This is a genomic window from Shewanella sp. ENK2, assembly GCF_043568515.1.
In the GTDB taxonomy this organism is placed as follows: domain Bacteria; phylum Pseudomonadota; class Gammaproteobacteria; order Enterobacterales; family Shewanellaceae; genus Shewanella; species Shewanella japonica.
Window position 1 is genome coordinate 2,778,097 of sequence record NZ_CP171406.1, and the last position, 15,620, is coordinate 2,793,716.

The following is a 15,620-nucleotide window of genomic DNA, read 5'->3' on the forward strand; positions in this document are numbered from 1 at the left end:
CTGGAAACTCTTACTAGGCTTATAAGAGCGTTTACAAACAGATAAACGAGTCAAATTTAAACAATATTTACAATTGCATTCATAGGGTTAACCGTTATAGTAGAGTGGGTGTTTTTTATACAACGCCGCATCGTGATAGTGAACATGTGCTGATGAGGCTTGTTGCGCCAATGTCAGCATTGAATGTCAGGAAAGTGAAATGTCGTGATGAGCTAAAATTTGACTGAGTAAATGAGACTTATATTTATGGATAAAAATGAGCGCAAGTTACATAGTTTTCGAAGTCGAATATTGGCATATATTGCATTGCCATTAATCCTTATCATGGGATTAGTTTATGGTTTTCATGGCTGGATTAATTATCAAGAATATGAAAGAGATACCTACCTTCGCTTAGAGCAACAAGCCGTTTTATCTGCCAATCATCTTAACTTTGTGATGGACTCGATTCAAAATAATACGCGAGGCCTTTCTGACTATCTCACCTATGTCGACAGCGATGATTTATATGACGATGTTCATAAAATAGAAAACCTGCTTATCAATCGCCTTGGACGCAATCCGAGTATTTTTGGCAGCGCCATTGCCTATCGTCCTAACTTTTTAGCAGAAAAGCTACGCTACGCACCTTACGTTTTTCGCGATGGCAATGAAATAAGCATGCTTGATATTGGTGCTGAGGCTTATGACTATACCGATGGCAGTTGGAGTTGGTGGAGTGATGCAATAGCCAGTACAGAAGGTGTATGGTCAACGCCTTACTTTGATGAAGGTGCGGGCAATATTCTTATGATCACCTATTCAAAAGCGTTTGGTGAAATAGATGATCGCATTGGGGTCGTCACTGCCGATATTGCGTTAGATAACTTACCTAGGTTGATGCAAATTCCCAGTAAGAATTTAGTGGTACTGGATAAAGATGACCAAGTCATTTTTTATGACTCTGAAAATAGTGACTTAAAAGGCAGTAGTGATAAGTGGCTGTCTAAAAGTGGCGTTAATAATGAACTAAGAAACCTGCTGGAAAATAATCTAACAGGCCAAACTAATGCCATTACTGAATCGGGACATCGTTTTTTAGTCAGTGTTGCTAATGTTCCAGTATTAGGCTGGCAGGTGGTTATTGCGACAAGTGACGAAGAGCTAAGTCAGTACTTCTTAACGAACATATCAAGGCTCGCCCTTATTTTATTATTACTATCAATTGCACTGCTTCTAACAAGTATTATTGCTTCTAAACGCTTAAACCGCCCGCTTGAAAACTTAGCAAATGGCATTATTGCATTTGGTGAAGGTAAGGTTAACCGATTAGATACCAGTGGCAATAATATTTTTGAAGTTGCAACCTTAACCAATAAATTCAATCAGCTCGCTGAGTTACTGGCTGAAAGGGAACTCGCATTAAAAGATTCAACCGGAAGTCGCTTTGCCAGTCTCATTGATGGTATGAGTGATAAATCATTTTATTGTTCTTTAGATCCTCAAGGGCAATTAGCGCAAGTGAGTGACGGTGTTCAAAAAGTATTAGGTGTTGACGTTGATACGTTAAAACGAAAATACCAACGCATGTTTACCAATGATCCAATCAATGAACAAAATTGGCATTACACTGAACAAGCATTAACAGGTAAAACCGTTCCGGCTCATCAAGTTGAAATGCTTGCCGATGATGGTCATATCAGACGGCTCGATGTGTTTATGCAGCCATTAATTTCAGATGCTGGCGAATTAATTTCTGTTGAGATGTTATTTACTGATGTGACGGAGCAATTTTCTGCTGCTTTATGGTCCAATGCGGTTATTGAGTCATCACCACAAGCGATGCTAATTGTCGATGAATTAGGGAATATCATCTTTACCAATAGCCGCTGCCAAGAGTTGTTTGGCTATAGCGCTGAACAGATTTTAGCCCTCAATGTTGAGTTACTTTTTCCTGAACGATTTAGGAAAAAACATGAAGCTGTTCGAACTGTCTTTTTAGAGCAAGAGTTAACCCGATTTGCCACCCCTAAAGAAGGCTGGGTAGCTTTAAAGTCAGATAACACCGAAATGCAGGTTGAAATAAACTTAGCATTGTTACCAATACGCCATGAAGGTAGAAAACAAATTGCGGCGACGATTCGAGATCTTACCAGCCAGCTAGCTATCGAACGTAAAATAAAAGACAGTGAAAGCCGTTTTAGAGGGCTGGTGGCTAATATTCCTGGTGCGATTTACCGTACTCGAATCGAAGACCATTGGATAATGGAATATGTCAGCGACAATATCGCTGATATGACAGGTTATTCAGCCATAGATCTCATTGAGAGTAATAAGCTTAGATTTAACACCCTTATTCACCCAGACGATGATGCGGCTTGTTTTACCGCAATCAGTGAGGCGATTAAAACTCAACAAAGTTTTGATGTCGAATATCGAATTTATCATCGAGATGGCAGCATTAAATGGATACATGAGAAAGGTAAAGCCAGTTACGATGAGCAAGATAATCCGCTGTGGTTTGACGGTAGTTTACATGACGTAACAGACAGCAAGCATGCATTGGAAGCGATTAAAAACTCCCAGAAACAGCTCGAAAATATCACCGAGTCATTACCCAACTTAGTTTATCAAATGATTTGGCACTCTGATTCAGAGCGCGAATTTAGCTTTTTATCAGAGGCTTGTGTCAGCATTATTGGCTTCCCTCGTGACATGCTAATGCAAAACTTTGATTTGCTCATTGACAGAATTGTAGATAGCCAGAAACAAACGATTTTGGATGATTTAGCCGGTAAAGGTGTTGATGGCTTGCAATGGGTGACAGAGTTTCAATATCTGCATCCGTCAGGTGAGACTATCTGGTTAGAAGCTGGTGCGAAAGGGCAGTCATGGAATAACGATTCGATTATGTGGAATGGTTATTTAATGAATATCACAGATAGGAAGCAAGCAGAAACACGCTTAGCAGATCGTGAAAAACATTTAAGAGCATTATTAAATACCGCCGAAATGGGCATAGTAAATATTGATGCTTACGGCGTGATTTTGAATTGTAACGAGCACTTTGGCCGCAATATCGGAATAAATTCACATGCGCTAGAAGGAAAATTATTCTTTGAATTTATGGCGCCTGAAGACAAGGTACTAGCAAAAGAGCAGTTTAATAAACTGATCAATAATGAATTTGAAAACTTTAATATTGAACCAAGAATACTGAGCCAATCAGGTGATGTTATTTGGATGGATATGACCTTTGCAGCGCTCAATAATGACCAAGGTGAAGTGACCTCAGCAGTTGTGTCTATGGCCGATATTACCAGCTTAATGACGGTTTCTAATGAGTTAAAAATTGCTAAAGATGAAGCTGATGCAGCAAGCAAAGCTAAAAGTGATTTCTTGGCTAATATGTCCCATGAAATACGCACTCCTATGAATGCCATTATTGGTATGTCACATCTTTGTCTACAGACCAATTTAGATAAGAAACAACATAACTTTGTGGAGAAAATTGAACGTGCATCTAAGTCATTGCTGGGCATTATTAATGACATTTTAGACTTTTCAAAAATTGAAGCTGGCAAAATGGAAATCGAAATCGTGCCATTTCAGCTTGATACATTGTTAGAAGATCTCAGTGATATGTTCGCTGTAAAAGCGGCCGATAAACAGTTGGAGTTATTGTTCTCTGTCGCACCTAATATTCCTAGTCATTTAATGGGCGATCCCCTTAGATTAAGCCAAGTGCTGATTAACTTAATGAACAATGCCATTAAGTTTACCGAGCGTGGTGAAGTCATTCTAACTATCGAAACTTTAGTTCAACAAGGTGATGAGATAGAACTCAAGTTTAGCGTAAGAGACAGTGGAATAGGTCTTACCCCAGAACAATGCAATAAGCTTTTCCAATCCTTTAGCCAAGCTGATAGTTCAACAACCAGAAAGTATGGCGGTACTGGTTTAGGTCTTGCTATTTGTAAGCAACTCGTCGAGTTGATGGATGGACAAATAGGAGTGGAAAGTAAGCGTGGAGTCGGAAGTACATTCTACTTTACTGCGCAGCTCAGCCAAGCCGATGATCTACAGCTAAAGGCAACTCAAGAGCTAGAAGGGATGGAGCTTTTAGTTGTTGATGATAACCAAACCGCACGGGATATTTTACAGACCATGCTTAAAGGTATGGGCTTCAGTGTTTCCTTGGCAAAAGATGGGACTGAAGCAATCTCCATGTGTCATTCAAACAATTACAAATTGGCCTTAATTGACTGGAAAATGCCGGGCATGGATGGTTTGGAAACGGCTGAAACCATAATGAAAGAGAGTGCGAACCCTCCGTTAACGATTATGGTATCAGCTCATGCGACTCCTGAGTTTACTCAGTCAGTAAATGAGCTAGGAATCAACGGTTATATCACCAAGCCCATCAGCGCTTCACGACTACTCGATGCCATAATGTCGGCATTTGGTAAGCAAGGACACATGCCAGTTAGAGCAAAGCCGACCAGCTTAAATGCAGAGTTGCTTGAACAGCTAAATGGCAAAAAAGTGTTATTAGTTGAAGATAATGACATGAACCAAGAAGTCGCAGCAGAGTTTCTACAGCAAGTGGGTATTGAATTAACTATTGCTGATAATGGCCAAATCGCTTTAGACATGGTAGCGAAACAAGATTTTGACTTAGTGCTAATGGATTGCCAAATGCCTGTAATGGACGGCTATACCGCAACAGAGCAAATTAGATTACAGCCAGAATTTGAAAATCTGCCGATTATTGCGATGACTGCTAATGCCATGGCCGGTGATAAAGAGAAATGTATTAACGCTGGAATGAACGATCATGTCGCTAAACCAATAGAAGTCTCTCTTTTATATCAAACCTTGCTTAAATATTTAGGGTCAAACATAGCAACAGAAAACCTAACATTCACCGCAAAGGGTTCAACTAAGACCGATGAAACTTGGCCTCAGCATCCTGACGTCGATGTCGATCGTGGTTTGCAATTAGTGCAAAACTCAGCTCGCCTATATCGCAAAATATTGACCCGATTTGTAGAGGGTAAGCGTCACATTGTTAAAGAGATAACGAATGCTATCGATAGCAATGAACGAGAAGATGCTATCAGGTATGCACATACTCTTAAGGGGTTATCCGGTAATTTAGCTTGCGATAAGTTAACCGCTCAGGCAAAAGAACTTGAAAAGAACTTGATTGACGAAACTGAGCTTTCAGATGAACTTAGTCAATTAGATAGCTTAGTTAGCTCAATTTGCGAAGCTATCGATGTTTGGTTAAATAACAATGAAACTGGCGATGAGGCCACTCAGCTTGAACTTATCAGCGATGAAGTTTTTGCGGAATTACTCGATAAGTTATTGGCGCTGTTAGACGATGGCGACGCATCAGCTACCGATATGATCGACAATCTACAGTTACAGGTGAATCAGCAAACTTGGGCTAAACTTAAGCCCGTAGGTGCAATGATTAAAGGTTACCAGTTTGAAGATGCTGTCGAACATATTGAGAAAATTCGTAAGAGTATTGGTTGATGTGGTTTTTACAGCTTACCGAAAAGTATTTTAAGTCATATTCACTAGGAAGAGTTATAGGGATTTAACATGGAAAAAGCGACGGTGCTGATAGTTGATGATACACCTGAAAATATTGACATTTTAGTTGGTATTTTAGGTAAAGATTACAAGATCAAAGTCGCAATTGATGGTCCTAAAGCGTTAGCTTTGGCTGAAAAATCGGCTCCAGATCTTATTTTGTTAGACGTTATGATGCCTGGCATGAACGGCCATGAAGTTTGCCAGAAACTCAAAAGTGAGCCACTAACCTGCCACATTCCGGTGATATTTGTTACGGCATTATCTGAGACTGAAGATGAAGCACAAGGCTTTGAGTTAGGCGCCGTGGATTATATTACTAAACCTGTCAGCCCCGCAGTGGTAAAGGCGAGAGTAAAAACCCATCTATCTTTGTATGATCAAAAACGCTTACTTGAATCAGAAGTCGCCCAACGTACTAAAGAATTGAGTGAAACTCGATTTGAAATCATTCGCCGTTTAGGTCGAGCAGCAGAATACAAAGATAATGAAACCGGATTACATGTTATTAGAATGAGCCACTACGCTAGATTATTAGCGATTGCATCTGGTCATTCTTCTCGGTTTTGTGAGTTAGTCTATAACGCAGCGCCTATGCATGATATTGGCAAAATAGGCACGCCAGATTCGATATTAAAAAAGCCGGGTAAGTTAGATGCCGATGAGTGGAAAGAGATGCAAGCGCATGCGCAAATCGGTGCTGAAATTATCGGCGATCATGACGACCCTTTATTGCAAATGGCTAAACGCATTGCCATTAGTCATCATGAAAAATGGGACGGCAGTGGTTACCCCCAGGGTTTATCTGGTGAAGATATTCCAATAGAAGGACGTATTATTGCCATTGCCGATGTATTTGATGCACTGACTTCAGCAAGGCCTTATAAAAAAGCGTGGACGGTTGAAGACACGATGGCGCTAATTGAGAAAGAGTCAGGCAAGCATTTCGATCCTGATTTGGTAAAACAGTTTCGTTCAGTACTCGATGATGTGAAAGAAATCAAAGCGAAGCACGAAGAAACTTTTTAATACTGCCGCTATTTAGAATATAAAAAGGCTGCTAACCCTTATTGGATTAGCAGCCTTTTCTATATCACGTTTGATTAGAGCAACTACTTATGCTGTTACTCATCGTCTAATGAATAAGGTAGTGGTACAACTGAAAGTAGGCTATGACTGTCATCGCTAATACGAAGTACAGCATCATTATCAGTGTCGTTTGCTAGGATTGCGGTAAGCAATACTTGGCCATTATACTGAACTGACTCAATGACTTTACCTGCACGGCGATAGTCACCATCCATTTGAACTTCGATTTGAGTTTCGCTATTGACGGTATCGGAGGCTGTTCCAGATAAAATATACAAGGCACGTTTATTACCACCTCGGTATTTCATTCTGGCGATAGTCTCTTGACCCATGTAACAGCCTTTTTCAAAACTAATCCCATTTACAGCTTGTACATTACACATTTGTGGCACAAATTCAGCGCTATGATTAGCGTCAATGTTGGCATAACCCGCTTTTATCTCTAGTGCTTGCCAAGCAGAAGCATTAAGTAATGGCTGCTTAGAAGCTGCAATGACTTTGCTTGCTATATCTTCGTTTAGAATCAATATAAATCGGTCATTATCTTTTAAAATAATCGAGTTATCGACGACAGTTAATTCGTCATTTATCACACCAAATTCTTGTTCAACGAACTGGCTTGCTGTGTTACCTGCTATCCCTATAATACATTTACTCGCACTGATATCAGTTAATTCAGCTTTACTGAAAACAGCATATTTTTGCCACTGAGCCAGACTTAGCGGTAATGCGGATGCTGTGTGAAGGGTGAATAAGCTGTCATTGCATGAGAATGTTCTGAAGCTTGAGATCATTTTCCCTTTTGCATCACAATGAGCTCCCCAACGCCATTGCTGGTCTGTTAGTGAGGTGATATCAGTGGTGACTTGGCCGTGAATAAAGGTTTTACCTTGCTCACCAGTAATTTCAATTAAGCCTAAATGCGTGAGATTGGCGACAAATAAGTCAGGGAAAGTATGTAGAAAGTCCCAATCAGGCTGTGTTGTTGCAAGTGTCATAAACTGATCCTTAAGATGACCATCAAAAGATAGACAGTGAGTGTAACGGAATTCATTAATGCTCAAAAGAAAAAGCTACCTTCAATTGAATGAAGATAGCTTTAGTTCACAATATTTTCGTGATGTTATTGGTCAATTCGTCATCAAGTTTAAATGGGCTGATTGACCGTTTAACTTAACGATTAAAACAATACACGAGTACGAATCGTACCATCAATCGCTTTCAATTCACCAAGAGCTTGTTCAGCTTGATTAGAGTCAACTTCCATCACTACATAACCAATGTCTGCTGTGGTTTGCAGATATTGCGCTGCAATGTTGATACCTTTTTCAGAGAAGGCTTGGTTAATTTTGATCAATACGCCAGGGCGGTTATGGTGAATATGCAGTAGACGTGAAGTGCCTTTGTGTTGTGGCAACGTCACTTCTGGGAAGTTAACTGCAGATACAGTTGAACCATTATCTGAGTATTTAGCTAACTTGCCAGCGACTTCAATACCGATATTTTCTTGCGCTTCAGCGGTGCTACCACCAATGTGCGGAGTAAGAATCACGTTATCTAAGCCTCTTAATGGGCTAACAAATTCATCATCATTAGATTTTGGTTCTACAGGGAATACATCAATCGCAGCACCAGCAAGGTGACCAGACTTTAATGCCTCAGATAGCGCTTCGATATCAACAACGGTGCCACGAGACGCATTAATGAATATGCTTTTTTCACGCATTTGAGCAAACTCAGTAGCGCCAAACATGTCTTTTGTTTGAGGCGTTTCAGGTACATGCAAACTGATTACGTCAGCTTCATTCAATAGGGCTTCTAATGAGTGAATTTGACTTGCGTTACCGAGTGGCAATTTGTCTTCGATATCAAAAAATACGACTTTCATGCCTAAGGTTTCTGCAAGAATACCTAGTTGAGTACCGATATGACCGTAGCCGATAACGCCTAAGGTTTTACCACGAACTTCGTAACTGCCAGCTGCACTCTTCAACCACCCACCACGATGTGCATGAGCATTTCGTTGCGGAATGCCACGCATCAACATGATGATTTCACCCAATACTAATTCTGCTACACTTCGCGTATTAGAAAATGGCGCATTGAATACAGGCACACCTAACTTTTCAGCGGCAGCAATATCGACTTGGTTAGTACCAATACAGAAACAGCCAATAGCCACTAATTTCTCAGCATGATTTAACACATCAGCAGTTAATTGAGTACGGGAACGCAAACCGACAAAATGGGCATCCTTAATGGATTTTAATAGCTCATCTTCTGGTAACGAAGCTTTGTGATATTCAATGTTTGTGTAACCTGCACGCTCTAGTACATCGACCGCAGTTTGGTGGACGCCCTCCAACAGCAGGATTTTGATCTTATCCTTGTCAAGCGAGTGTTTCGCCATGATATGGGTACCCTCTTATCAATAGTTATGCTTATGTTATGCTGATAGTAATGCAAGACCAAAATAGCACTTTTTTAACTGGTTGTAGAGGGCTAGATGGCTAAAGTTAATATTCTAATTCTAGAACAATATCATCTAAGAGGGATTTAGTTTGAATAAGAAAGTTATATGGCTAGTGATTTATTGCAGCGTGCTCTGTTGGTCTGTTATCTCACCTAAGGATATGTTTACTTGGTGGCTTGAAGCGCTTCCTGCGTTATTGGCTATTCCTATCCTATTTTTTACTCGAAATAAATTCCCCTTAACCTCACTGTCTTATCTGTTAATTTTAATCCATTGCTGTGTGCTGTTGGTTGGCGCTAAATACACTTATGCAGAGGTGCCGTTATTCGATTGGTTAGCACAACTGATGGATAGTGATAGAAATAACTACGATAAAGTTGGCCATCTCGCGCAAGGTTTTATACCTGTGATGTTAGCCCGTGAAGTGATGTTGAGAAATCATGTATTACAACCAGGCTATTGGTGCCAGTTTTTATCTGTGTGTTTTGTGTTGGCGTTTTCAGCTTTCTACGAACTCATAGAGTGGTGGGTTGCTTTATTAACGGGTGAAGATGCAGAAGCCTTTTTAGGCACTCAAGGTTACGTTTGGGATACCCAATCTGACATGTTTATGGCATTAGTAGGAGGAATTAGTGCATTAGTGTTGCTTACTGGACTACATAATAAGCAGTTAGCATCACTTAATCGTCACTAATTTTTAGGTAAATAAACTAAATTAGGCAGTGCGGAAAGTTTTTTTATGCTATTAATAGAGGACTTTATAAGGACTTAGATGATTAATTCATACATTAGTATTGCAAAAATACCTTATGGACTAGTTAAAATATACTATCATTGAACATTGTTGTTACATCTTTTCAGCATTTCAGGAAGAAACTCGCTAACGCGAGATGTGATGGATACTTTTCAGGGAGAAAAGTGATGAATTCAAATATTGATGAATTAGTTTTTCTGCACCAAGTCGCAGCGCCATGTCATTTGGCCATTTTAGCTGAGTCTATTGGTCTCAAAACTCGCATAGTTAAACATGCGAGTGAACTAGAGGTTGAGAAAAATACCAATAGTTTTTATCTAATCGCTCAAAAAGGAGCGGCTTTAGACAGTAAAGGTATCCCTTTACTGGTTTCTCGGCTCGTCAATCATGTCCCTGTTGCTTTATATCAAGTTGAGCGTGGCTCGCTTGATCAAGAGTCAGCGCTATTGTTAGGAGTAAGAGGCTTACTTTATGCCGATCAGCGTATGGATCTGATGTTAACAGGGCTGAGAAAAATGGTCGCAGATGAGCTTTGGTATGATAGACCGCTAATTAGTAAGATTTTCCGCAGGCTGGTTCAGAAACTGGATGCAAATATTGATATTCCGCCTGATACGGTTGCTATGCTACAAATGCTAACAAGCCGAGAAAGAACGATTATTCAACTTGTTTCTAGCGGTGCTCGTAATAAAGAAATTGCCCACAGGTTGTGTATTAGTGAGCATACAGTCAAAGCCCACATTTCATCTATTTTCCGTAAAACGCAATCACGCAATCGGGTTGAGTTATTGCGTTGGGCGCAAACTTATCAAGCTCACTTTGAGTTCGCTTAAATCTGTATACTGGTAGAAGTTACAGTTACTGATTTTCCAATAAAATTGCATTCAACAAGTTTGCATAAAAAGGGAGCCAAATGGCTCCCTTTTTCATCACTATATCTACAAATTATTTGTAAAAAGCAATAATTAGTTTTGGTAAATAGTTGCTGTATTAAAGTCGCCAGACTGCGATACATTGATCATATCGTTACTGCCTACTTGCATACCCGTTACTAAGTTATCATTGCCTAGTTGAGAAATGGTTAAGCTGTTGTTAGTACCATCGACAAGGAAATAGCCGTCATCGCCACCAACCCAGTTACCAGCGCCTTCTTGTGCAATATCGATGATATGATCTTCACCAAGAGACACAACATCAGCTAAATTAAATTCGCCTTCTTGTACGATATCAACACTTTGGCCAATCCCAACGACGCTCACAGTGGCTTCGTTGTCAGAGCCGACTTGTTCAAGTGTCGTGCTGTTTTCAAAACCAAAGGTATCTGAATAAGCAAAGTTAGTGTCGCCTTCTTGGCTAACTGAAACTGTATTTTGATCAAGTTCAACAAACACAGCAACTTCATTACTGTTACCTGTTGAGCTAATTTCTACCATGTTATCAGCACCATATGTACCTGAAGCAACGTAGTTATCTTCGCCATCTTGAACGACACTAATCACGTTTAAATCGCCGATTGTTTCGAACTCGGTTAGGTTTGCAATACCTGACTGATCAATATCAATCATGTTGTCATTACCAGAAATTACAGCAATGTTGCTATCACCAACTTGGTTGCCTGTACCATCTTGATAGATGAATACTTCATTACCATTGCCAGTAGCAAACTCAATAACGGCGCTGTTCAAGTCACCGCTTTGATCGATAACAATATCGTTATCTGAGCCCGTTAAGCTTGCAACAACCCCTGTGTTAGCAAAGCCAGATTGTACGATTTCAAAACTGTTATCATTACCTGTGACACCTAATACAGCGCCAAAGTTTTCATCACCTGATTGGTCGACAAATAAATCGTTGTTATTACCAACGTTTGTACCACCTGCAGCAGATACTAAGCCAGCTTGGTTATTGTTACCTTGCTGAGAGATAATGCCGTCATTGTCATTACCTTCTACACGAAAAATTGCCAAGTTAGTTTCACCAACTTGTGTGGTTTGAGTTAAGTTGCTGTCACCCACTTGCTGGATAATGCTGTTGTTTCGAAACCCGTCTTGTACTGTATCAGCGATATTAGATGCGCCTACAGAAGTGGTTTCACTTGTATTCCAAAACCCTGATTGGTCAACAGTAACTTGGTTGTCATTACCATTCACACTTACGTTTGAAATATGCCAGTCATCAACCTGATTGGTTAACACAATATTACCATTACCTTCAGAAGTAATGTATGACTCCTGCCAATCACCTGTCTGTATCACTTCAGCAATTTGGTCATCACCAACTTGAGTGACCTCTGCAACATGACGAGTACCAGATTGACTAACTAAAGCATCTTGCCCTAATCCAGTTTGAACAACAGTCGATTGACTGTTAACTGCTGCAGCGACTTCTGCTGATTTTTCTACAGCAGTGACACCAGGCAGAGATAGGCCAGTAGCGCTGACCGGTAAAGCAAGACTTGCTGTAATAGCGAGAGAAATTAACGATAATTTTGTTTGCGACTTCATTAGACGCTCCCTGTTTGAATATTGATTCAAGTGATAGTGCTGGTAACTACCTTCTCAATAGTAAAATTCGCTTCCTAGCACAGATAATGCATACAGAATTAACCGCTGCAGAATGAGTCCTGACTGCGAGCATGAAGTGAACTTGGTACCCGTACATTTCAAAAAGTCTGTTTGAGAAAATGTCGAAAAGTCCGCATTGAAATCTTCCGTCTTTCTTTGCAAATCTTTGGCATTCTCGTGAACCTTGATGACTTCCTTTATATGAACTGAAACAAGCTACATGGGTTAACTTACGGACAGATACTTGATAGCTCAATCGGAAGAATGGCTACTTTTATTTGCCCTGTTAACAACAATACTTTAGTGCTATTTGTGTTTAAGTTGATGTTTATAAAAGATTTAATTTGTAGTCTTTGGCAGGTTGATATTTTATCTAGACTAATAGGGTTAGTAGTTTATTACTATTTCACGATTCGCCACTTTTAAAACTCCTTTTGCTATGACAACAATCACAATGCAACAACAATTCCGGGTTTCACTTAGTGGAATGTCAACTCGCTTATAAGGCTAATGGATAAGCTACCAGTGTTGAGGTACCGGTTCTGGAATTAATAATGGAAGATAGGAAGCCAGAAAATGATCAAGAAAATGTCACCAATTGCAATCGCAATTACTTCAGTTATGGCGTTAAATGCCGCCCCTGCAATGGCAAAAAATACCGTTGAATATAAAAAGGATCAATTGCTCGTTGTTTATAAAGACAACGTGACTAAATTTGAAAAGTTATCTGCTCAACGCTTAGTTAGCGGTACGTTAACCGATAAAAATTTAGATGGTGTTGATGATAAATTTCAGCATTTATTATCAGGTCGCCTTGCAAAACTGCAACTAAAAAGCGGTAGTGATTTAGATGCTGCAATCAAAATGATCAGCAAGCATCCAGCGGTAAAATATGCAGAGCCAAACTACACATACAGAGCCTTAGGCATGCCGGATGATCCTAGCTTTGTAGACCTATGGGGCCTGCATAATACTGGTCAATCTTCAGGCACCGCAGGGGCTGATATTGATGCCGTTGCTGCTTGGGATATTACTACGGGTAGCGACAGTGTTGTCATTGGCGTCATTGATACTGGTGTTGATTATAATCACCCAGATCTTGTCAGTAATATGTGGGTTAACCCTGGTGAAATTGCAGGTAACGGCATAGATGATGATGGTAATGGGGTCATCGATGATGTACATGGTTATAACCCGATAACTGGATCTGGTGATCCAATGGACGGCAATGGTCATGGTACACATGTTGCGGGTACCATTGGTGCAACAGGTAATAACGGTGTCGGTGTCGTGGGGGTCAACTGGGATGTAACGATGATCGGTTGTAAGTTCCTATCGGACAGTGGTACGGGAACAACCGAAGATGCAATTGCTTGTATTGATTATTTCACAAATCTCAAGGTTAACCATGGCGTTGATGTTAAAGCGACCAATAACTCTTGGGGGGCGGTGGTTTCAGCCAAGCATTAAAAGATTCTATTGATTCAGCTGGTGATCAAGGCATTTTATTTGTTGCTGCAGCGGGTAATGACGCGATTGATAATGACGTTAACCCGCATTACCCATCAAGCTATGACTCTGATGTTGTCATGTCTATTGCGAGTACTGACAGAAATGATGCCATTTCTAGCTTCTCACAATGGGGTTTAACCAGTGTAGATATGGGCGCGCCAGGTTCTGCGATTTTATCTACTTTCCCTAATGATTCGTACGGCACTATATCAGGTACTTCAATGGCGACCCCTCACGTTACGGGTGCAGCTGCTTTAGTATGGTCGGTTGAACCAGATATTACCCCGACAGAAATGAAACAGTTGCTAATGGATTCGGGTGAAGTTAATGGTGATTTAACTGGTATCACGGTTGCGGGTACAAGATTGAATGTGGCTGATGCGTTAGCGGCAGCTGATCCAGACCCATCATTTAAGTTATCAGTGACACCAGCTTCACAATCTGTTGAAGCAGGAAGTGCTGTAAGTTACGACTTCTCTGTAGGCAGTATTGCAGGCTGGAATGATCAAGTAAGCCTAACGGTATCGTCTTCACCAGCGCTTGATGGTGTGAGCTTATCAACAGACACAGCGATGGCTGGTGATGACTTTACATTGGATGTTGCTACCCTTGATGACGCTGCTTGGGGAGACTATGTATTAACTGTTTCTGCTGATGATGGCGTATCTGTTAAAGATAAAGCGGTTGCGCTTACTATTTATCCTGCTGGATTGAATGATTACAGCTATGGTAATGATTCACCTGTTGATATTAGCGATAACAGTCTAATTACCAGCACGATTGAAATTGTAGATCCTGTTCAAATCTTTGATTTAGCTGTTAGCGTTGATATCAGCCACACATGGATTGGCGATTTAATTGTTAGCTTAACATCGCCTGATGGGACTGTTGTGGTATTACATGATCGTGAAGGTGGTAGTGCCGATGATCTTGTTAAAACTTGGAGTCTATCAGACTTTAACGGTGATATAGCAGCGGGTACATGGACACTATCTGTATCAGATAATGCCGCTGGCGATACGGGTACACTTAATAGCTGGGGATTAGATATTTCAGCATTAGGTGAAGCGGCTCCAGCTGCACCTGTTGCCGGTTTTGAATATGATGTTGATGGGCTAATGGTTAGCTTTACGAACACAAGTTCAGATATCAACGATGATATCGTTAGTTATGAGTGGGACTTCGGTGATGGCAGCATGTCATCAGATGAATCTCCAGCATACATGTATGCTGCTGGTGGTATCTATAATGTCTCGTTGGTTGTAACTGATAGTGAAAACCAATCTGACACTGTATCTATGGATGTAGAAGTATTTGATTATTCAATTGATGCAGCGGTGACTCGTACAATGAAGTCTCGTCGAGGTAGTGCTTTAGTTGATCTAACTTGGAGTGGTGCAGTTGGTGACAATGTGGCGATTTATCGTGATGATGTCATGGTAGCGACAACAGCGAATGATGGCCGTTATCGCGATCGCTTTACTAATGCTCCAGCTGAAGTGACATATAAAATCTGTGAAACAGAAACGAGCTTATGTTCTGATCCAATTGTTGCAGCATTTTAATCAACACTAAACAGTAAGATTACTGTAGAAAAAGGGATGGCTTGCCATCCCTTTTTGTTGTTAAAAACTTTATCTGT

The 15,620-nt window shown here is 40.5% G+C and carries 7 protein-coding genes and 1 pseudogene; 5 read left to right on the forward strand and 3 right to left on the reverse strand.

The features are described 5' to 3' along the window. Positions 1–246 precede the first annotated feature (246 nt). Entirely contained in the window at positions 247–5,526 is a 5,280-nt protein-coding gene (locus ACGEDC_RS12140; RefSeq protein ID WP_394493473.1) for a PAS domain S-box protein, read from the forward strand. A 69-nt stretch (positions 5,527–5,595) separates the two neighbouring features. Next, positions 5,596–6,615, forward strand: coding sequence for a response regulator (locus ACGEDC_RS12145; RefSeq protein WP_394493475.1), 1,020 nt, complete (start codon positions 5,596–5,598; stop codon positions 6,613–6,615). Between the two features lie 95 nt (positions 6,616–6,710). Here the strand turns inward: ACGEDC_RS12145 and ygfZ are convergent, their stop codons facing one another. Together ygfZ and serA are read right to left on the reverse strand one after the other, a co-directional pair. Continuing rightward, a complete protein-coding gene (gene ygfZ, locus ACGEDC_RS12150) occupies positions 6,711–7,673 on the reverse strand; it encodes a tRNA-modifying protein YgfZ (protein WP_394493477.1) in 963 nt (320 codons plus the stop codon). A 182-nt stretch (positions 7,674–7,855) separates the two neighbouring features. After that, positions 7,856–9,085, reverse strand: a complete 1,230-nt coding sequence (serA, locus tag ACGEDC_RS12155; RefSeq protein WP_065109814.1) for a phosphoglycerate dehydrogenase — start codon at positions 9,083–9,085, stop codon at positions 7,856–7,858. 151 nt (positions 9,086–9,236) lie between these two features. Between serA and ACGEDC_RS12160 the strand changes: the two genes are divergently transcribed. Both ACGEDC_RS12160 and ACGEDC_RS12165 read left to right on the forward strand, forming a co-directional pair. Then, positions 9,237–9,842 carry a DUF2238 domain-containing protein gene (locus ACGEDC_RS12160; RefSeq protein WP_055022644.1) on the forward strand — a complete coding sequence of 202 codons (606 nt, stop codon included), beginning with the start codon at positions 9,237–9,239 and terminating at the stop codon, positions 9,840–9,842. A gap of 227 nt (positions 9,843–10,069) precedes the next feature. Then, a complete protein-coding gene (locus tag ACGEDC_RS12165) occupies positions 10,070–10,735 on the forward strand; it encodes a helix-turn-helix transcriptional regulator (RefSeq protein ID WP_055022643.1) in 666 nt (221 codons plus the stop codon). A 132-nt stretch (positions 10,736–10,867) separates the two neighbouring features. Here the strand turns inward: ACGEDC_RS12165 and ACGEDC_RS12170 are convergent, their stop codons facing one another. Beyond that, entirely contained in the window at positions 10,868–12,406 is a 1,539-nt protein-coding gene (locus ACGEDC_RS12170; protein ID WP_394493480.1) for a curlin, read from the reverse strand. 636 nt (positions 12,407–13,042) lie between these two features. Between ACGEDC_RS12170 and ACGEDC_RS12175 the strand changes: the two are divergent. Next, positions 13,043–15,543 (forward strand): annotated as a pseudogene (locus tag ACGEDC_RS12175) (S8 family serine peptidase). Positions 15,544–15,620 lie beyond the last annotated feature (77 nt).

Excerpts from the sequence above, each read along its gene's own strand:
- ACGEDC_RS12140 (WP_394493473.1), top strand. The coding sequence starts at position 247 with ATGGATAAAAATGAGCGCAAGTTACATAGTTTTCGAAGTCGAATATTG.
- ACGEDC_RS12145 (WP_394493475.1), top strand. The coding sequence starts at position 5,596 with ATGGAAAAAGCGACGGTGCTGATAGTTGATGATACACCTGAAAATATT.
- ygfZ (WP_394493477.1), bottom strand. The coding sequence starts at position 7,673 with ATGACACTTGCAACAACACAGCCTGATTGGGACTTTCTACATACTTTC.
- serA (WP_065109814.1), bottom strand. The coding sequence starts at position 9,085 with ATGGCGAAACACTCGCTTGACAAGGATAAGATCAAAATCCTGCTGTTG.
- ACGEDC_RS12165 (WP_055022643.1), top strand. The coding sequence starts at position 10,070 with ATGAATTCAAATATTGATGAATTAGTTTTTCTGCACCAAGTCGCAGCG.
- ACGEDC_RS12170 (WP_394493480.1), bottom strand. The coding sequence starts at position 12,406 with ATGAAGTCGCAAACAAAATTATCGTTAATTTCTCTCGCTATTACAGCA.